This window comes from Streptomyces sp. 2A115, assembly GCF_052245575.1.
In the GTDB taxonomy this organism is placed as follows: domain Bacteria; phylum Actinomycetota; class Actinomycetes; order Streptomycetales; family Streptomycetaceae; genus Streptomyces.
The window spans coordinates 1-18,814 of sequence record NZ_JBQQCG010000081.1 but is presented as its reverse complement, the minus strand read 5'-3'; the positions used below and the strand labels follow the sequence as shown (position 1 = coordinate 18,814).

General features: G+C 69.9%; 15 protein-coding genes. 7 read left to right on the top strand and 8 right to left on the bottom strand.

Annotated elements, in window-relative coordinates; genetic code table 11:
* Positions 1-219: 219 nt before the first annotated feature.
* The 4 genes from ACTWQR_RS44005 to ACTWQR_RS43990 form a co-directional block, all read right to left on the bottom strand.
* Positions 220-1,860, bottom strand: coding sequence for an EAL domain-containing protein (locus tag ACTWQR_RS44005; protein WP_443232910.1), 1,641 nt, complete (start codon positions 1,858-1,860; stop codon positions 220-222).
* A gap of 147 nt (positions 1,861-2,007) precedes the next feature.
* A complete protein-coding gene (locus ACTWQR_RS44000; RefSeq protein WP_443232909.1) occupies positions 2,008-3,198 on the bottom strand; it encodes a lipid-transfer protein in 1,191 nt (396 codons plus the stop codon).
* Positions 3,195-3,620 carry a Zn-ribbon domain-containing OB-fold protein gene (locus ACTWQR_RS43995; protein ID WP_443232935.1) on the bottom strand — a complete coding sequence of 142 codons (426 nt, stop codon included), beginning with the start codon at positions 3,618-3,620 and terminating at the stop codon, positions 3,195-3,197. Before ACTWQR_RS43995 ends, ACTWQR_RS44000 begins: the two co-directional genes overlap by 4 nt.
* 280 nt (positions 3,621-3,900) lie before the next feature.
* Positions 3,901-4,392, bottom strand: a complete 492-nt coding sequence (locus ACTWQR_RS43990) for an FBP domain-containing protein (RefSeq protein ID WP_443232908.1) — start codon at positions 4,390-4,392, stop codon at positions 3,901-3,903.
* Positions 4,393-4,463: 71 nt separating this feature from the next.
* On the opposite strand from ACTWQR_RS43990, the gene ACTWQR_RS43985 reads away from it, so the two are divergent.
* The 4 genes from ACTWQR_RS43985 to ACTWQR_RS43970 all read left to right on the top strand — a co-directional run bounded on the left by ACTWQR_RS43985 (position 4,464) and on the right by ACTWQR_RS43970 (position 7,849).
* Positions 4,464-5,033, top strand: a complete 570-nt coding sequence (locus ACTWQR_RS43985) for a TetR/AcrR family transcriptional regulator (protein WP_443232907.1) — start codon at positions 4,464-4,466, stop codon at positions 5,031-5,033.
* Positions 5,034-5,128: 95 nt separating this feature from the next.
* On the top strand, positions 5,129-6,313 hold the full coding sequence (locus ACTWQR_RS43980; protein WP_443232906.1) for a GDSL-type esterase/lipase family protein: 1,185 nt from the start codon (positions 5,129-5,131) through the stop codon (positions 6,311-6,313).
* A gap of 142 nt (positions 6,314-6,455) precedes the next feature.
* Complete coding sequence (locus ACTWQR_RS43975; RefSeq protein WP_443232905.1) at positions 6,456-7,292, top strand: M15 family metallopeptidase; 837 nt, start codon at positions 6,456-6,458, stop codon at positions 7,290-7,292.
* 20 nt (positions 7,293-7,312) lie between these two features.
* A complete protein-coding gene (locus ACTWQR_RS43970) occupies positions 7,313-7,849 on the top strand; it encodes an NUDIX domain-containing protein (RefSeq protein ID WP_443232904.1) in 537 nt (178 codons plus the stop codon).
* Positions 7,850-7,938: 89 nt separating this feature from the next.
* Here the strand turns inward: ACTWQR_RS43970 and ACTWQR_RS43965 are convergent, their stop codons facing one another.
* On the bottom strand, positions 7,939-10,302 hold the full coding sequence (locus ACTWQR_RS43965) for a glycoside hydrolase family 31 protein (RefSeq protein ID WP_443232903.1): 2,364 nt from the start codon (positions 10,300-10,302) through the stop codon (positions 7,939-7,941).
* A gap of 213 nt (positions 10,303-10,515) precedes the next feature.
* On the opposite strand from ACTWQR_RS43965, the gene ACTWQR_RS43960 reads away from it, so the two are divergent.
* Entirely contained in the window at positions 10,516-12,483 is a 1,968-nt protein-coding gene (locus tag ACTWQR_RS43960) for an acetoacetate--CoA ligase (protein ID WP_443232902.1), read from the top strand.
* Between the two features lie 43 nt (positions 12,484-12,526).
* Here ACTWQR_RS43960 and ACTWQR_RS43955 read toward each other — a convergent pair whose 3' ends face one another.
* The gene (locus tag ACTWQR_RS43955; protein WP_443232901.1) at positions 12,527-13,846 is read right to left on the bottom strand and encodes an aminotransferase class I/II-fold pyridoxal phosphate-dependent enzyme; all 1,320 of its coding nucleotides are present in this window, start codon (positions 13,844-13,846) and stop codon (positions 12,527-12,529) included.
* A 62-nt stretch (positions 13,847-13,908) separates the two neighbouring features.
* Here ACTWQR_RS43955 and ACTWQR_RS43950 point away from each other — a divergent pair, with 62 nt between their 5' ends.
* On the top strand, positions 13,909-15,162 hold the full coding sequence (locus ACTWQR_RS43950; RefSeq protein ID WP_443232900.1) for an MFS transporter: 1,254 nt from the start codon (positions 13,909-13,911) through the stop codon (positions 15,160-15,162).
* A gap of 22 nt (positions 15,163-15,184) precedes the next feature.
* Positions 15,185-16,081, top strand: coding sequence for a hypothetical protein (locus ACTWQR_RS43945; RefSeq protein ID WP_443232899.1), 897 nt, complete (start codon positions 15,185-15,187; stop codon positions 16,079-16,081).
* Positions 16,082-16,159: 78 nt separating this feature from the next.
* On the opposite strand, the gene ptsP is transcribed toward ACTWQR_RS43945, so the two are convergent.
* A complete protein-coding gene (gene ptsP / locus ACTWQR_RS43940; RefSeq protein WP_443232898.1) occupies positions 16,160-17,830 on the bottom strand; it encodes a phosphoenolpyruvate--protein phosphotransferase in 1,671 nt (556 codons plus the stop codon).
* 77 nt (positions 17,831-17,907) lie between these two features.
* The gene (locus ACTWQR_RS43935; protein WP_443232897.1) at positions 17,908-18,357 is read right to left on the bottom strand and encodes a PTS sugar transporter subunit IIA; all 450 of its coding nucleotides are present in this window, start codon (positions 18,355-18,357) and stop codon (positions 17,908-17,910) included.
* Positions 18,358-18,814: the final 457 nt, after the last annotated feature.

Here is an 18,814-nt window from a genome sequence, read left to right as displayed (position 1 = left end):
CGGAATGCGGCGATGCCGACTGACACCCGGAAGTGTTCACCGGCACTGTAAGAGCGTCAAGGTCGCGGGCGGCAATGGTTCGGAGCCGCGAACACGCCCGGACCGGGACGGCCGAACTCCGAGACAGGCGTACGACGAAGGAGTGTGCGTGGCTGACGCGGTTCCGCGGAGAGGGTGGGTGCGGTGGTTGCGGCTCCCCGCAAGGTCATCCCGGCCGGTTCAGCCCGCCCAGCTCTCGGCCTGTGCCGTTGCCGTGCCCGCCGAGCCGCGTCGGATCTCGTGGCCCGGCATGCCCGCCCGGCCCAGCACCCAGCTCGCTCCCCGGAGGGACTTCGCGGCCTGCTTGAGCGGGGCGAGCCAGGCGGCCGCCTGGCGATGATCGGTCACGCTGCCCGGGGTGCACAGCACCGTGGCCAGGGACAGCGTGACCGCGAGTCCGCCGACCGACCACGGCGTGTCGAGCACCGACACGGCCAGCGGATCAAGCTCCTCCGGATCGGCCAGGACCAGGAAGTCGTCACCACCGATGTGCCCCACACACGTGGCCCCGGACGCAGCCGCCTGCAGCGCCCGCCCCACCGCCCGAATCAGCTCGTCGCCCGCCGCGAACCCCGCACCGTCGTTGACCTGCTTGAAGCCGTCGACGTCCAGCCAGCTCAGCGCGAACACCCGCCCCTCGGTGATCCACCGGTCCACCTCTCCGGTGATCGCGTCCGAACCGGGCAGCCGCGTCAGCGGGTTCAGCCCCGCCGCCTCCTCCACGCGGCTCTCGGCCAGCGCCCGTACGAGATCAGCCAGGCGTACGACGCCCACGCACCGCCCTAGCCGGTCGACGACAGCGACGTCGTCCGACGTACGGTCACGCTCCCCGTCCGCCACCACGTCGAGGACCTCCCACGCGGTGGCGTCGATCCCGACCGTACGCGGCGGATCCCCGAGTTTGGCGGCCGGCCGATCGGCATACAGCGCATGCCCGTAGCGCCCCGACATCGACAGCAGGAACCGTGACCGGTGCACCGACCGCACCGGAACACCCGCGGCGTCCACGAGCACCACCCCGGACACCTCGGGCGACCCGGTCAGCAAGGCCTGCACCTGCCCCGCGGACGCGGTGGCCGGCAACAGCGCGGCGGGCCGTACGAACTGCCGTACCGGCGGCCCGTAGGGCGGCGTCGCCGCGGCGACGGGGGACAGGTCAGGAACGTACACGTCCGCCGCGGCCCGCCGCGCCGGAGGCGCGAACAACTCGCCCTGCGCCAGCTGCGCCCCGGCCGACATCGCCGCCGCGCACTGCAGCTCGGTCTCCACGCCCTCGACGGACAGCAGCGCGCCCAGCTGCTCGCACAGGGTCCGCATCGCCCGTACCACCGCCGGCCGTGCCAGCAGGGACGCGTCGAGCTTCACCAGGTCGGGCGCGAGATCCGCGAGTACCCGAAGGGGTACGTCACCGTCGCCGATGCCGTCCGCGCAGATCCGGAAGCCCTGGTCCCGCAGTGCCGCCACCGCCTCGAGGAGCGCCTGATGCGGCACATGCGTGAACGGTGGGCCGACGTCGACCGTCACCTCCCACGGCATGCGCCCGGCCTCGCGCACGGCGTCACGCAGCGCGGCGAGGCCTCCGAGATCGGCGAGGGTGCCGGCGAACACGTTGACGTGGAGCGGCAGCAGCGTCTCCTGACGCGCCGCCGACCGAATCGCCAACGCGGCCAGCCGACCGTCGAGTTCGGGATCACGGCGGGCCTGTGCGAGCACGTCACCTGTCTCCGGACGGGCGAGTATCTCCAACGCCGCGACCCCTCCGGTCGTCAGATTGACGACCGGCTGGAAGGCGAAGCGGAGAGTATCCGTCCAGGAGGGCACGGGAGCATGATGACCCGCCCCGCACACGCCCAGGCCCAGTTCACGAGCTGTTCACACAGGATTCTGAGCCGATCACACAGAGTACGCACAGCTCCCGCCGGGCACGCACTTATCGCTTCACTGTCGGCAACCTCGCCTGTCGGCAGGCTACTTGACGGCGATCACGGATGACCCGTGCCCGAACAGCCCCTGGTTCGCGGTGATGCCCACGCGCGCGCCCGAGAGCTGCCGCTCACCCGCCGCACCCCGCAACTGCCAGGTGAGCTCGCAGACTTGGGCGATGGCCTGCGCCGGAACGGCCTCTCCGAAGGAGGCGAGTCCGCCGCTGACGTTCACGGGTATTCGCCCTCCCGGCGCCGTCGCGCCCTCCCTCAGCAGCTTGGCCGCCTCGCCCTCGCCGCACAGCCCCAGATCCTCGTACCACTGCAACTCCAGCGCCGTGGACAGGTCGTACACCTCGGCGAGCGAGAGATCCTCCGGGCCGACGCCCGCCTCCTCGTACGCGGCTCGCGCGATCGACGCGCGGAACGTGTCGGCCGTCGGCTCCACCGCGACCGCCGAGTCCGTCGCGATGTCCGGCAGATCGAGCACGGCGTTGGGATAGCGCGGCGTCACCGTGGACACCGCGCGGATCCGCACCGGATCGGACACCCCGTGCCGCCGAGCGAACGCCATGCTGGACAGCACGAGCGCCGCCGCGCCGTCCGAGGTGGCGCAGATGTCGAGCAGCCGCAGCGGATCGGCGACCACGGCCGAGGCGGCGACTTCCTCGGCGGTGACCCGCTTGCGATAGCGCGCGTTCGGATTGAGCGCCCCCAGGGCCGCGTTCTTCACCTTGACCTGCGCGAAGTCCTCCAGCGTGTCCCCGTGGACGGCCATCCGCCGCCGCGCGTACAGCCCGAAGTACGTCGGATTCGTCGCTCCCAGGACCCGGAACCGCAGCCAGTCCGGATCGTCGGGCCGGTCTCCGCCCGCAGGCCGGAAGAACCCTTTGGGTGCCGCGTCCGCACCCACTACCAGCACGACATCCGCGAGGCCCGAAAGGATCTGCGCCCGCGCCGTGTTGACGGCCTGCGCCCCCGAAGCGCACGCCGCGTACACGCTCGCGACCCGAGCCCCCTGCCAGCCGAGCGCCTTGGCGAACGTCGCTCCCGCCACGTACCCCGGATATCCGCCACGGACCGTGTCCGCGCCGACGATCGAGCCGACGTCCCGCCAGTCGACCCCCGCGTCGGCCAGCGCCGCGCGCGCCGCCACCGTCCCGTACTCGACGAAACCGCGCCCCCACTTGCCCCAGGGGTGCATGCCCGCGCCGAGCACCGCCACCTCTGCCGTCATGCCGTCACCCCCGTCGGCCGCCAGTGCCACGCCGTCCAGGTCGTCTCCGTGTCCTCGTTCAGCACGCCCGGGACGACCTCCACCTCCATCCCCACCGCCAGATCGGCGACGGTGACCCCGGGAACCGTCTGGCCGAGCACCACAAGCCGCTCGGATTCCAGTTCCACAGCGATCAACGTGTACGGCTGCCATTCGAGTTCCGGGTCGGACACATACGGTGACGGCGGTCGGTAACGGCTGTCCGTGTACGACCAGACGCGGCCGCGCCGCGACAGGGGGACCTCCTCCAGATCGCCCCCCGGGCAACCCGGATTGCGGCAGAAGGCGTCCTCACGGGGGAAGAACACCGACGCGCAGGCCGAGCAACGCGTGCCGAGGAGCCGGAAGTCGTCCCCCTCGCCGGTGAACCAGCCGGTGACCACGGGTGTACGAGTGCGCGACAAGGCCCCTCCATGGCGGTGGATCTGACGGAACGTCAGAATTCTGCCACGGTCCACGTCGATTGGGCAGTGCGTCGCACTGCGTCACGGAGAACCAGTCGGCCCTCCTGGGCGTCGGAGTATCGGGAGGGACGGCCGGGGCCCACGGGGGTGGTTCCGGCCGTTCCTCATCGAGGGGCGGCTGCTCCTCGCTCGAGGGCGACTTCCGACTCGCTCAAGGTCGAGTTCCAACTCGGCGGCAGCAGGCCGCCGCTGTCCGGGGTCATGCGGTCACCTTGGCGACGAACGCGGACATGTTCGCCACGGTCCGTCGGATCTTCTCCTCCAGGGTGATCGTTTCGGGGAGCCGTGCACCGACGCCCGCGTCTTTCTTGCCTCGCACGTAGAGCGAGCAGGAGAGGTCGCTGCATATATAGGCGCCCACCGAGTTGCCCTGTTGCCCGGCCTTCCCCGCCTTCGGCGCGACCATCAGGGAGACCCCGCCGGTGTGGGTGGTCATGCACATCGAGCACATGCTGCGCCGCATCTGCCCGAAGGCAGGGCTGGGGCAGCGCAGCGCGAGCGCCCTTGGGCGGCCGTCCAGCTCGATGACGACGTAGGCGCGGTCAGGAGCCTGGGGGTCTCGCCAGCCGAGGTAGTCCAGGTCGTCCCAGGGGCGGTCGGCCAGGTCGCGCGGGACGGACAGGCGCTTCGCCTCGCCCTTGGTGCAGTTCGCGAAGGCGGCTCGGATCTCTTGCTCAGTCAGCGACTTCATAACGGCCAGGCTAATTTGCCTAATAGTCTTAGGCAACTGCATAATAGGCTTGGCTGAATGGGAGCAAGGCTATGCCGCGCGTAGGACTGACCACGGAACGCCTGACCCAGGCGGGAGCAGAACTGGCCGACGAGGTCGGCTTCGACGAGGTGACCGTCTCGGCGCTCGCCAGGCGGTTCGACGTCAAGGTCGCGAGCCTGTACTCGCACCTGAAGAACTCCCACGACCTCAAGACCAGAATCGCCCTGCTCGCTCTCGAGGAACTCGCGGACCGTGGCGCCGCCGCCCTGGCCGGGCGGGCCGGCAAAGATGCCCTGACCGCCTTCGCGAACGTCTATCGCGACTACGCCCGGGAGCATCCCGGCCGCTACGCCGCGGCCCAGCTGAGGCTCGACCCGGAGACGGCGGCAGCCAGCGCCGGCGTCAGACACGCACAGATGACGCGGGCGATCCTGCGCGGCTACGACCTGACGGAGCCGGACCAGACGCACGCGGTCCGGCTACTGGGCAGCGTCTTCCACGGCTACGTCAGCCTGGAGATGGGGGGCGGGTTCAGCCACAGCACCCCCGACACGCAGGAGACCTGGTCACGGACCCTCGATGCGCTGGACGCCCTGCTGCGGAACTGGCCCGCACCCTGACCGGAATCCCGCACCAGCCGGAAGCCGCCGCTTGCGCGACACCTCCGCAAAGCTCAACTGAACCATCCAGACATCTTGATCAACAGGTTGACGCAATGCACACCAGGCACAACTGGATCACCACACCCATCACCGCAGACTTTCTGCGCGGCGCCCTCGACCTGGAGCGCACCGAGCACGGAGTGCTGCCGCACCGGCTGCCGGCCCGGGCCCGCGCCCAATGCACCGACGGGCAACTGGCCATGGCCGAGGCCCAGCCGTCGGGCGTACGGCTGGTCTTCCGCACCTGGGCCACCGCCGTCGAACTGGACACGCTGCCCACCAAGCGGGTCTACGTGGGCGCCCCGCCCCGCCCGGACGGCGTGTACGACCTGCTCGTCGACGGCCGCCTGACCGGCCAGGCCGGCGTGAGGGGCGGCAACACTCTGGTTATCGACATGACCACGGGGACCGCCGAGAACCAGCCCGGCCCGGTCGGCACCCTCCGCTTCACCGGCCTGCCCGGCGGCGCCAAGGACGTCGAGATCTGGCTGCCGCACAACGAGACCACTGAACTCGTCGCCCTGCGCACCGACGCCCCCATCGACCCCGTACCGGATGGCGACCGCAGGGTATGGCTGCACCACGGCAGTTCGATCAGCCACGGTTCCGACGCCGCCAGCCCCACCACCACCTGGCCCGCGCTGGCCGCCTCGCTCGGCGACGTGGAGCTGATCAACATGGGCCTGGGCGGCAGCGCCCTGCTCGACCCGTTCACCGCCCGTGCATTGCGCGACACACCTGCCGACTTGATCAGCTTCAAGATCGGCATCAACATCGTCAACACCGACGTGATGCGCCTGCGCGCTTTCACTCCGGCGGTGCACGGTTTCCTCGACACCATCCGCGACGGCCACCCCACCACGCCGCTCCTGGTCGTCTCGCCCGTCCTGTGCCCCATCCACGAGGACACTCCGGGTCCCAGCGTCCCGGACTTCGGCAACCTCAGTGCGGGAAAGCTCCAGTTCCGGGCCGAGGGCGACCCCGCCGAGCGTGCCGTCGGCAAGCTCACCCTCAACGTCATCCGGGAAGAGCTGAGCCGCCTCGCGCGGCAGCGGATGGCGGACGACCCGAACCTGCACTATCTCGACGGCCGCGAACTCTACGGGGAGGCGGACTTCGCCGAGCTGCCGCTGCCCGACCAGCTCCACCCGGACGCCGCCACTCACCGCCGCATCGGCGAACGCTTCGCCACCATGGCCTTTGCCCCCGGCGGCCCGTTCACAGCCGAACGTGCCTGAAAAGCGCGCCCCAGAAGACCACGCGCCCAAGCCACTCGTCCGCGGGTGACGCCATCGGTTCCGGTCGACCGGTCGCCCGATCGGCCGCGGACTGTATCCGATCGCTTCACGCGCGGAACCCGCTCCTGGTAGACGCAGGGGCATGACACGACTCTCCACAGTAGTACGCGGTCTCGTCACCGCGCTCGCCGCCCTGCTGGCTGTCACCGCCGCCTCCGCCACCGCCCGGGCGACCCCCCGGCCGAAGGCCCCCGAGGACTTCGTGGCCCTGAGATCCGTGGACAGGACGATCATCGAGGAGATCCGCTACCTCACCCCGCACAACTTTGTGGGCGAGCGCATCGACGGCTATCAGCAGCCGCTCTGCATCCTCACCGAGCCCGCCGCGCAGGCCCTCCACAAGGCCCAGGCACGGCTGCTGAGCCAGGGCTACTCCCTGAAGGTCTACGACTGCTACCGGCCCCAGCGCGCCGTGGACCACTTCGTCCGCTGGGCCAAGGACCTCGACGACCAGACCATGAAGGGCGAGTTCTACCCGAACGTCGACAAGACCCGTCTGTTCGAGGACGGTTACATCGCCGAGAAATCAGGCCACAGCCGCGGCTCGACGATGGACCTCACGCTCGTGAAGCTTCCGGCGAAGCCGACCCGGCCGTACGTCCCCGGGGAGCCGCTCGTGCCCTGCTACGCGCCCCAGGGTGAGCGTTTTCCGGACAACTCCGTGGACATGGGCACCGGTTACGACTGCTTCGACACCCTTTCGCACACCCTCGACCCACGCATCGAGGGACAGCAGCGTGCGAACCGGCTCCTCCTGAAGGACACACTCGAAGGCCTCGGTTTCGTGAACCTTGCCGAGGAATGGTGGCACTTCACCTACAAGCCCGAGCTGTATCCCGACACGTATTTCGACTTCCCGGTGTCGATGCGTTCCCTCGTCCCGTCCCTCCTGAGGCGACCCGCGGAGACGTCCGTGTGATGATCGGATACAGTCCGGGCGTGTCTCCATCCCAGAATCCGTCCGCCAACTCCGCGCCGGACTCCCACTGTTCGAGCTGCGGATCGCCCTACGGAGAGGGCGTCTCCGGCTGGCCCCGTACCTGCGCCTCCTGCGGCACCGTGGCCTACCGCAACCCCTTGCCGGTCGCGGTGGCCCTTCAGCCCGTGTACGACACCAAGGGCGCAGCCCTGGTCGTCATCACCCGAAGCATCGCCCCCGCGCGCGGGGGTGTCGCTCTGCCCGGAGGGTTCATCGACCACCGCGAGGACTGGCGGCAGGCCGTCGTCCGTGAGCTCAAGGAGGAGACGGGCATCGCCGCGGCGAGCCGCGACGTACGGCTCGTCGACGCGATGAGCTCTCCCGACGGCCACCTGCTGCTCTTCGGCGCCCTCCCGGAGCGTCCGGCCGCCGACCTGCCCCCGTCCGCCCCGACGGACGAGACCGAGGGCTGGCAGCTGCTTCGCCGAGCGACCGAACTCGCCTTTCCGCTGCACACCATGGCGGTAAAGGCGTGGTTCGAGGGCCGCTACGTCTAAGGGGCTCTCAGGGCGCTGACGGGCTCTTGAGGGTTCCAGGACCTTGCTGGTTCCCTTCGGGTCCTCAGCGGCTCCTCAGGGGCGTGTCACTACGTCCCCAGCCCCCGCACTCGCACGGGGTACGACGGCTCACCCGGGCCGTCCTCCCCGTCCCGCTCGACGACCACCCGCTTCCCCTCCCAGCGCGTCACATAGCGCTCGATCTCCGGTTCCTCCCAGCCGTCACCCGAGTCCGGCACCACGAGCCCGCCCCCGGTCCCTCCGCGGGCGGGCGCCCACACCTCCAGCGCCAGCCCGCCGTCGTCGCCGCGGACGGGCACGACAGCGCCCGCGCGCGCCAGTACCGGAATCCGCGACAAGGGGGCGTCGATCAGAACCTGGCCGGGTCCCTCGTACTCCTTCTCGGTCACCGTGTCGTACCAGCGTCCCCGCGGCAGCTGCACCGCACGCCGGTCCGTGCCCGGATCCAGCACCGGCGCCACCAGGAGACAGTCACCGAGCAGGAAGGCGTCCTCACAGTCGCGCAGCGCCCTGTCCTCCGGCGCACCCCACCACATCGGCCGCACGTAAGGCGCTCCAGTGCGCCGTGCGAGATGCGCCAGCGTCATGAAGTACGGCCGCAGTCGTAGGCGTTCGACGAGCGCCACGCGCGCGTGCTCGAGGACGGCGGCACCGAACTCCCAGGGCTCCCTGCGCCCGGCCCGCAGACTCGCGTGCGTACGGAACAGCGGCAGATACGCGCCCAGCTGGAACCACCGCAGATACAGCTCCGGAGACGGGCTCCCGTCGAACCCGCCCACGTCGGGACCCGCATACGGAACCCCGCAGAGCCCGAGCCCCACCACCAGCGACAGCGATGCCCGCAGCCCCGGCCAGCCCGTGGCCACGTCCCCGGACCAGGTCCCTCCGTAGCGCTGCGTTCCGGCCCACCCGGAGCGCGAGAAGATGAACGGCCGCTCATGGGGCGTCAGTTCTCGCAGGCCCTCGTAGGCGGCCCGCGCCATACCGAGCGCGTACACGTTGTGCGCCTCACGGTGGTCTCCGCCGCGGCCCTCCAGGTCGTGCCGCGCCGAACGGGGCAGCGTCGACTCCCCAAAGGCGGTGAACGACACCGGCTCGTTCATGTCGTGCCAGAAGCCGGCGAAGCCCTGCGAGAGACGCTCCTCGTAGAGCCCGCCCCACCACCGGCGCACACGCGCGCGCGTGAAGTCCGGATACACGACCTCACCCGGCCACACGACCCCCCGCACTGGCCGCCCGGCGGAATCCCGCACGAACGCGTCCTCCGCGGTCCCGCTGCCGTACACGGCGTTACCGGGGTCGGCCTTGATCGCCGGGTCCACGATCGACACCAGCCGGATCCCGTCCCGCCGCAACTCCTCGGCGAGCACCGGCAGCTTCGGGAAGCGCTCCTGGTCGACAGTGAACGGCTGGTGCCCATCGAGGTGGTCGATGTCGAGGTGGATCGCCTCCAGCGGCAGCCCCCTCTCGTGGTAGCCGCCGACGATCCGCCGCACCTCCTGCTCGCTGCCGAACCCCCACCGCGCGTGATGGTGTCCGAGGGCCCACGCGGGCGGCAGCGCGGCGGCTCCGGTCAGCGAGGCCCACGTGTGCAGCACGCGGGCGGGGGTACCCACCATCACCCAGCAGCGCAGCGGCCCGCCGTCCATCCGGAGTTCGGTCGTCCCGGCCCGGTCGTGGCCGGACCCGGCGCCCTCCTCGCCCTCGCGCAGGATGACGCTGCCGTCCCAGGTGCTGTCGTGGAACACGAGGTGCGTGGCCGCGTCGGCCACCACCGTCTGCACCGGCATGGTGATGTACAGCGGGTCGTCACCGGGACCGAAGGCGTGCCCCGGATCGGTGTTCCACAGCCGGTACGTCCCGTCACGCAGCCTGGGCCCCGAAGCCCGCCCGCCCAGACCGAAGAACCGTGCGTCCGCGCCCACCTCGGACCGCTGTGTCCAGCGCGCCTCGCCCCCGTCGGCAGGTTCCCACCATCGGGGCGGCAGATCGCGCCGCAGGGTCACTCCGCCCGGCGTACGCACCTCCACGGCGCCGTGCCGGGAGACGACCACCGTCATGCGCTCCGACACCACCCGCCAGGCGCCGTCCTTGTCCGGCTCCAGAACGGCCCGCGGGTCCGGCTCTGGCGCGGGGCCCGCGAGCCCGTACGACGGCTCGGGCCCGGCCCCGTCCCAGGCCCAGAAGACGGCTCCGTTGACGGCGACGGTGATGCGCAGCTCCGACCGGGTGAACCGGACGACCCCGCCGCCGGGGCCCGGCTCCACGGTCAGGACCGGCCCCGGGACCCGCGCACGCTCGGTGCCACGCGTGGGCAGCCCGGCGGCGTCGGCACGCCTCCTGCGCCACGCGGCCCGCACGGAAAGCAACCCCTGAGCCGCCCCCGCCGAACCGATCGCCTTCACCCAACGCACCAGGTCACGACCGTCCATGCTGCTCAGCCTGCCATTGACAGTGCCAAATGGGGGAGTCGTTCAACTTCCGTTCACCCGTGGCATGACCACATCTTCACGAGCCGGACTATGTGGGGCACACCCTGGTGTGGAAGTCGATCACATGGCATCGTCCGTGTCAGCCGTGTGTATCGCACACCCGAGCCCGTGTGCGATACACGCACACGACGTGCACAGTCCGGGAGCCGCCCCATGACCTCAGCGAACCACTCACCGCTCTGGCAGCCCGATCGGGAACGCATCGCCCGGGCACAGATCACCCGATTCCAGGCCTGGGCGGCCGAGCACCACGGAGCGCCCTCCCAGGGCGGTTACGCAGCCCTGCACCGCTGGTCCGTGGACGAACTGGACACGTTCTGGAAAGCCGTCACCGAGTGGTTCGACGTACGGTTTTCAACCCCCTACGCGCGCGTGCTCGGCGACCGCTTCATGCCCGGCGCCCAGTGGTTCCCCGGCGCCACCCTCAACTACGCCGAGCACGCCCTGCGCGCGGCGGAAACCCGAGCGGACGAACCGGCCCTCCTGTACGTCGACGAGACTCACGAGCCGCGCCCGGTCAGCTGGGCCGAGCTGCGCCGCCAGGTCGGCTCCCTGGCGTCCGAGCTCCGTGCTCTCGGCGTACGTCCCGGAGACCGCGTCAGCGGCTACCTCCCCAACGTTCCGCAGGCCGTGGCCGCCCTCCTCGCCACCGCGGCCGTAGGCGGCGTATGGACGTCCTGTGCGCCCGACTTCGGCGCCCGCAGCGTCCTCGACCGTTTCCAGCAGGTCGAACCCGTCGTGCTGTTCACCGTCGACGGCTACCGCTACGGCGGCAAGGAGCACGACCGCCGCGACACCGTCGCCGAGCTGCGCCGCGAACTGTCCACCCTGCGCGCGGTCGTCCACATCCCGCTGCTCGGCACCGAGGCCCCCGAAGGCGCCCTGGAATGGTCCGCCCTCACCTCCGGGGACGTAGAGCCCGTCTTCGAAGACGTCCCTTTCGACCATCCGCTGTGGGTGCTCTACTCCTCCGGTACGACCGGCCTCCCCAAGGCCATCGTCCAGTCCCAGGGCGGCATCCTCGTCGAACACCTCAAGCAGCTCGGCCTGCACTGCGACCTGGGCCCCGACGACCGCTTCTTCTGGTACACGTCCACTGGCTGGATGATGTGGAACTTCCTCGTCTCCGGCCTCCTGACGGGCACCACGATCGTCTTGTACGACGGCAGCCCGGGCTACCCGGACACCGGCGCCCAATGGCGCATCGCCGAACGCACGGGCGCCACCCTCTTCGGCACCTCGGCGGCGTACGTCATGGCCTGCCGCAAAGCGGGCGTTCATCCCTCCGGCGACTTCGACCTCTCGCGCGTCCAGTGCGTCGCCACCACCGGCTCGCCCCTGCCGCCCGACGGATTCCGCTGGCTGCACGACGAGGTACGCGACGACCTGTGGATCGCCTCCGTCAGCGGCGGCACCGACGTGTGCTCCTGCTTCGCAGGAGCGGTACCCACTCTCCCGGTGTACGTCGGCGAACTTCAGGCCCCCGGCCTGGGCACCGACCTCCAGTCGTGGGACCCGAGCGGCAAACCCCTCACCGACGAGGTCGGCGAGCTGGTCGTCACCAACCCGATGCCGTCGATGCCCGTCCATTTCTGGAACGACCCCGACGGCAGCCGCTACCACGACAGCTACTTCGACACGTACCCCGGAGTCTGGCGTCACGGGGACTGGATCACCGTCACCTCGCGCGGATCGGTGATCATCCACGGCCGCTCGGACTCGACGCTCAACCGCCAGGGTGTACGCATGGGTTCGGCCGACATCTACGAAGCCGTCGAACGCCTCCCCGAGATCCGCGAGTCCCTCGTCATCGGCATCGAACAGCCCGACGGCGGCTACTGGATGCCACTTTTCGTCCACCTCGCCCCGGGAGCCGCCCTCGACGACGCCCTCCTGGGACGGATCAAGCAGACCATCCGCGAACAGCTCTCACCGCGACACGTCCCCGACGAGGTCATCGAAGTACCCGGCGTGCCGCACACCCTCACCGGCAAGCGCATCGAGGTCCCGATCAAACGCCTTCTCCAGGGCGCCCCCCTGGAGAAGGCCGTCAACCTCGGGTCCGTGGACAACGTCGACCTATTGCGCTTCTACGAAGAGCTGGCCCGCAAAAGCGGCTGACCACCTCACCGGTGCGGCTGACCAACCCCACGGGGGGACTCGATCAACCCCCGTACGTGGCCTCGGACTCGCCCAACACGATGGCGAAGTCCGAGGCCAGCCGCGCCGCGTCGGCCTGTTCGAGCGCGGCGACCGAGATCCGCACACCCGGTCCCGACTCGAGCCGGAACCGCGCCCCCGCCGCCACCCACCATCCGTGCGACCGCAGCCCGTTCACCACCGCGGACTCGTCACGCACCGGCACCCACACATTCATCCCGCTCACCCCGTGAGTCCCGATCCCGCGCCCCGACAGCTCCTCGACGAACGCGCTCCGCCGCGCCCCGTACGTCTCCCGAGCCCTCGCCACCAGCTCACGCGTCTCCTGGTCCGTCACCAGCCCGTAGACGGTCTCCTGGAGCAGATGGCTGACCCAGCCCGAGGTCAGAAGCATCCGGCCGTCGTGCCGGGCCAGCGTCGTCGGATCACAGGCACCCGCGGCCCACCGCAGGTCGGTCCCCAGGAACTTGCTCACGGTCCGCACATGCACCCACCGCGCGAGCCCTCCAGCCGTCAGCGTGCGCAGGGGAGCGCCCGCCACGGCAGAGGCATGGTCGTTCTCCACGACCAGCACATCGGGCTCCGCCTCAAGCACCTCGACGAGGGCATCCCGCCGCTTCACCGAAAAACACCCGCCGTACGGGTTCTGCGCCCGCGGACTGCACACCACAGCCCGCACTCCCGCCCGCAGAGCGGCCCGCAGCGCATCCGGACGCATTCCTTCGTCGTCCACAGCCACCGGCACCATACGCAGCCCCAACGCCGTGACGAGATCCAGCAGATGGTGATAACCGGGGTCTTCCATGGCGACTGCGTCCCCGGGACTCAACTCCACGGACAGCAGCCGCCCGATCAGATCCAGCGCTCCATGCGCGAACGTCACGTGATCGACCGGGACCCCGTCCGGCTCCAGCCACTCACGCACGGCCTCCTCCAGCCGCGCCAGCCGCGGTGTCGCGCGATGCGAACGCGCGCCAGGGGAAAGCCGAGACGGCGGAACCAAGTGGGGAAGCAGTTCCGGATCCGGATGCCCGCCCGCCAGGTCGCGCAGCCCTTCCGGCACCAGCGGCGGTCGCCGGGCGGCCACCGCCGGAGCCGCGGCCACCACGGTCCCGCCACGCCCGCGCGTGACCACGATCCCGCGCCGCCGCAGCTCCTTGTACGCCGTCGCGACCGTCCCCGGACTCACCCGGAGCTCATCGGCGAGCCTCCGCACCGGAGGCAGCGCCGCCCCTGGGCCCAACACGCCCTCGGCCACGCCCCTTTCGACGGACGAGGCAATTCCCTTGGCTGTCGTGCCACTGATCCCATATTGTGTTGCCACGTTGCCAAGTATGTATCAATACATAAATGGAAGCAAGGGGAGCAGTGAGTCAAAGGCACCGCGTGGCCGCATGGGCAAGTCGCGTTCCAGGAGGCCCCGACGGGCGAAGAACGCTCTGGACAGCCCTCGTCGACCGCGCCGGCAGCGGCCTCTGGGCAGCCGTCTCCGTCCTGTACTTCACCTACGTCGTCGGCCTCTCCGCCGCGGAGGTGGGCACACTCGCCGCCGTCTCCGGCGCCATCGGCATCGCCGGCGCACCGATCGGCGGACGCCTCGCCGACCGCCTGCCCCTCACCCGTGTACTGATCGCCCTGCAGGTCCTGCGCGCCCTGGCCTCGCTCGCGCTGCTCACCACGGACAACTACGCGCTTCTGCTGGCCATCTCGGCCGCCGGCAGCCTCGGCGACCGTGCCGCGAACGTCCTCACCAAGCTCTACGCCACCCGCGTCGCAGGCCCCGACCGCATCCGCTACCTGGCCGTGAACCGCACGGCCGCCAACGTCGGCTGGGCCCTCGGAGGCCTGGCCGCGGCCGCGGCCCTCACCGTCGGTACAACGGCCGCATATCAGTGGCTCCTCATCGGCGACGCCCTCTCGTTCATCGGGGCTGCGCTCCTGACCCTCCGCTGCAACGAGCCCCCGTCGCCTTCCCGGACCGTCGCGACCTCGGCCGGCCCTGTCCCGACGGCGAAGCCGGCCACGCCGTGGCGCGACCGCACCTACCTGACGTATGTCGCCACCGAGACCGTCCTCTTCCTGGACGACGCCGTGTTCAAGGTCGGACTGCCCCTGTGGATCGTGCACGTCGGCGCCCCGCACGGCCTCGCGCCCCTGCTCATGGTCCTCAACAACGTCATGGTCGTGGCTCTCCAGGTACCCCTGGCCCGCTTTGGCGCGACGACTTCCGCGGCTCGCGGCCTCCTCCTTCCGCTCTCGGCTGCCTTCGCCCTCGGTGGCGCCACCATGGCGCTCTCGGCCACCGGTGGAACCGTCCTCGCAACTGTCTGCCTGACCGCCTCAGCCGTCGTCTTCACACTGGCCGAGATGCTCCACGCCACCGTGTCCTGGGAACTCTCCGTGGCCCTCGCCCCCGACACGGCGCAAGGCACCTACCTCGGGGTCCACGGACTCGCACAGTCGGCCCAGCGCAGTGTCGGCCCTCTGATCGTCACGGCGGCCATCGCCACCGGCCCCGCCGGCTGGGCCACCTTCGGCACCGCCATCGCTCTGACCTGCGCCTTCCAACACCGCCTCGTGCGCGCAGCCGTCGCCCGACAGGCATTGTCAGTGCCGCCGGTTACGGTGAGTGAGCATTGATCGACCGACCACAGGGGGAAAGATGGCGCACGTCCAGCACCAGACCATGCGACGCGTCCTGCGTCGCGAAATCGCCGGAATCATCGGCCTGTTGACCGACGAGCAGGACTTCGCCGCGATGCGTCGGCGCTACCGCACCTTCACCTTCGACGACCACGCTAGCTATCTCCAGCAAGTGGAATCCCTGCTCAGGACACTCGCCTCCCAAGGCAGCCACACCACGGTGGCACTCTTCGACCCCGAGGAGTACGCGGAGTTCTGCGCCGAGCACGACCTGGAACCCGACACTCCATCCAGCCGCACTCGCTTCACGGCGGAACTCGCCGCGACGGGGGCGACCGTCCCGTACGACGGCCGGCCCCTCGACGACCTCGTCCCGAACCTCGTCGACGAGGCCGTCCGCCAGGCCACTTGGGAGTATGCGACCACGCTCCTGTCCCGCATCGGCACCTGCGCGTCCTGCGGCGAGGACATCGGCCGCGCCGCCTTCGTACGCGCCTCGGACCTGCTCGTGCGCATCCTCGAAGCCACGGGCCCCGGCGAGCGTCACCTCGTCTGCAGTGTCTCCACAGAGCCGGAGACATTGGTCGCCGTCCTCCAGGCTGACGACGACCAGCACGGAACGCCCCACCTCGACGAGGCCGAGGCCCTCGAATTCACCACCGTTCTCGCCCTCGGCATCGCCACCCAGAGCCCGGGAGGACTCGTCATGCGCACCAGCAGCCCCGACACGACCGACCGCGTCTACGGCTGGCGCCTGCGCGGAGAGGGTCTGGAACCCCTCACCGCCGGAGAGGTCTTCGACGCCTACTGCACAGACATCGACTCCGGCGACCTCGTTTCCCCGGAGTCGGGCGTCGACTACTGCGTACCACCGGACCTGCGGGACGACGGTCATACGCCGGGGCACACGCACTGAACACGCGAGGGGCGCCCCACCCATAGGTGAAGCGCCCCTCGATCGCAGCCGGTCAACGGTGACGGCGCAGGCCGACGGCTACTCGCCGGACAGCACAGCCTGAGCCGCCTTGCGCGCATCGTCGGCGCTGTCCGTGGCACGCGCGGCCGCCGCGGCACGCTCGCACTGCGCCAGCGTGTACTTGGCCAGAGTCCCGCGGACGTAAGGAATCGACGCCGCACCCATGGAGAGGGAGGTGACACCCAGACCCGTCAGCACGCATGCAAGCAGCGGGTCCGAAGCGGCCTCGCCGCAGACGCCACAGCTCTTGCCCTCGGCCTTGGCCGCCTCGGCGGATATCGCGACCAGATCGAGGAGCGCGGGCTGCCACGGGTCCTGGAGCCGGGACACGGCGCCCACCTGACGGTCGGCGGCGAAGGTGTACTGCGCGAGGTCGTTGGTCCCCAGCGACAGGAATTCGACCTCCTGCAGGATCGACCGCGCCCGCAGAGCGGCCGACGGAATCTCGACCATGGCACCGAACTTCGCCTGCAGCCCCGCCTCACGGCACGCGTCGGCGAACGCCTTGGCGTCGGCACGGTCCGCGACCATCGGCGCCATCACCTCAAGGTAGACAGGCAGCCCATCGGAAGCCTTGGCGAGCGCCGTCAGCTGCGTACGCAGCACATCGGGGTGATCGAGCAGTGTCCTCAAACCCCGCACACCCAGTGCCGGGTTCGGCTCGTCGGCCGGCGTCAGGAAGTCGAGCGGCTTGTCGGCGCCCGCGTCGAGCACACGCACCACGACCCGCCCCTCAGGGAAGGCCTCAAGCACCTTGCGATATGCCTCGACCTGCTTCTCCTCGGACGGCGCGTTTTTGCTGTCGTCAAGGAAGAGGAACTCGGTACGGAACAGTCCCACACCCTCGGCCCCGGCCTCGACCGCCGCCGGAACGTCCGCGGGACCACCGACATTGGCCAGCAGCGGGACCTTGTGCCCGTCAGAGGTGGCACCAGGTCCGGTCGACGCGGCCAGCGCAGCCTTCCGCGCAGCGGCCGCGGCCTCCATCTCGGCCTTCTTCTCGGCACTCGGGTTCACGAAGATCTCGCCCGTACTACCGTCCACCGCGATCATCGTGCCCTCGGCGATCTCACCCGCCCCTGGCAGCGCCACCACGGCGGGAACACCGAGGGCCCGCGCCAGGATCGCGCTGTGGCTGGTCGGCCCACCCTCCTCGGTAACGAAACCGAGGACCAGCGTCGGGTCCAGCAGAGCGGTGTCGGCGGGCGCGAGGTCACGAGCGATGAGGACGTACGGTTCGTCGCTGTCGGGGACACCCGGCATCGGAACACCGAGGAGGCGGGCGACGATACGGTTCCGCACGTCGTCGAGGTCCGCCACACGACCCGCGAGGTACTCACCGGCACCCGCCAGCAGAGCCCGGTACGCGGCGAACGCGTCGTACACGGCGCGCTCTGCCGTGCTCCCGACCGCGATACGCCGCTCGACATCGGCCATGAGCTCCGGGTCCTGGGCCATCATTGCCTGGGCCTCGAGTACGGCCTGGGCCTCGCCACCCGCCAGATTCCCACGCGCCATCAGGTCGGCCGCCACAGCTTCCACGGCCTTGCGGGCGCGCCCCTGTTCGCGCTCCGCGTCCTCCGTCGGAATCTGCTTGGCAGGCGGTTCGAGCACCGCCGTCCCCATGTGCCGAACCTCGCCGATCGCCACACCGTGGCTCACGCCGACACCTCGCAGCGTTGTCTCCATGTCACCCGTCTCCGATAGTGCGGCGGGTCCCGCCACCGCGATGGTTGTCGTGCCTGCCGTCCGTGACGGCACTGAAGTCACTGCCAGCTGAAGAGAGCGTCGCCAGCCTTCACGTCGCCGTCAACGTTGACATCGGAGAGGGACTCAGCTGTGGCCTCGAGCGCCACGATGGGACAGACCGGGGACTTGCCGGCGGCCTCGACGGCAGCCGGGTCCCAGCGCACCACGGCCTGACCGCGCTGCACGGTGTCGCCCTTGTTGATGAGCAGTTCGAAGCCCTCGCCATTGAGCTGGACAGTGTCGATGCCGAGGTGCGTCAGCACACCGTGCCCCTGATCGTCGACCACTACGAACGCGTGCGGGTGGAGCGAGACAACGACGCCGTCGATGGGGGCGACAGCCTCGGAGGCCTCACGAACCGGGTCGATCGCGGTGCCGGGGCCCACCATGGCACCGGAGAAGACCGGATCGGGTACGGCTGCGAGTCCGATGGCGCGTCCTGCAAGAGGGGACGTCACGATGGTCATGGGAACCCTCCCAGGGGTGGAGATGCATATGGACCGTCACTGCCTGTTGTGGACGGCGCACTGTTGAGCAGCGTAAGTCATAAGAAGTGACGGTTCCGCACCAGAGGTCACGGTTGGCGGCCTAGAGCACAGCGCAAACGATTTGCGCCCACTCCGGAGCCCCATGTAGGGTTGTACCCCTGCTTGAGGCTGAGTGACGCGACCAAGCGTCCTTGCCTGGCAGCAACCAACTTGTCAGATCCTATCTCGGGGCCTGGTTCCGCGTGTCTGCAGGACCATGGTCAGAGAGACAGAAAAACCCTGATAGAGTTTGGCAACACCGAAGGGAAGCGCCCGGAGGAAAGCCCCGGAGAAGGTTCTGTGGGTGAGTACGAAGGAAGTGTCCGTTCCTTGAGAACTCAACAGCGTGCCAAAAATCAACGCCAGATATGTTGATACCCCGTTCCCGGCCTGTCAT

What these genes read in the sequence shown, in the direction of transcription:
- ACTWQR_RS43975 (WP_443232905.1), top strand. Translation starts at nt 6,456, where the DNA reads ATGACACGACTCTCCACAGTAGTACGCGGTCTCGTCACCGCGCTCGCC.
- ACTWQR_RS43980 (WP_443232906.1), top strand. Translation starts at nt 5,129, where the DNA reads ATGCACACCAGGCACAACTGGATCACCACACCCATCACCGCAGACTTT.
- ACTWQR_RS43945 (WP_443232899.1), top strand. Translation starts at nt 15,185, where the DNA reads ATGGCGCACGTCCAGCACCAGACCATGCGACGCGTCCTGCGTCGCGAA.
- ACTWQR_RS43985 (WP_443232907.1), top strand. Translation starts at nt 4,464, where the DNA reads ATGCCGCGCGTAGGACTGACCACGGAACGCCTGACCCAGGCGGGAGCA.
- ACTWQR_RS43990 (WP_443232908.1), bottom strand. Translation starts at nt 4,392, where the DNA reads ATGAAGTCGCTGACTGAGCAAGAGATCCGAGCCGCCTTCGCGAACTGC.
- ACTWQR_RS44000 (WP_443232909.1), bottom strand. Translation starts at nt 3,198, where the DNA reads ATGACGGCAGAGGTGGCGGTGCTCGGCGCGGGCATGCACCCCTGGGGC.
- ptsP (WP_443232898.1), bottom strand. Translation starts at nt 17,830, where the DNA reads ATGGAGACAACGCTGCGAGGTGTCGGCGTGAGCCACGGTGTGGCGATC.
- ACTWQR_RS43965 (WP_443232903.1), bottom strand. Translation starts at nt 10,302, where the DNA reads ATGGACGGTCGTGACCTGGTGCGTTGGGTGAAGGCGATCGGTTCGGCG.
- ACTWQR_RS43960 (WP_443232902.1), top strand. Translation starts at nt 10,516, where the DNA reads ATGACCTCAGCGAACCACTCACCGCTCTGGCAGCCCGATCGGGAACGC.
- ACTWQR_RS43935 (WP_443232897.1), bottom strand. Translation starts at nt 18,357, where the DNA reads ATGACCATCGTGACGTCCCCTCTTGCAGGACGCGCCATCGGACTCGCA.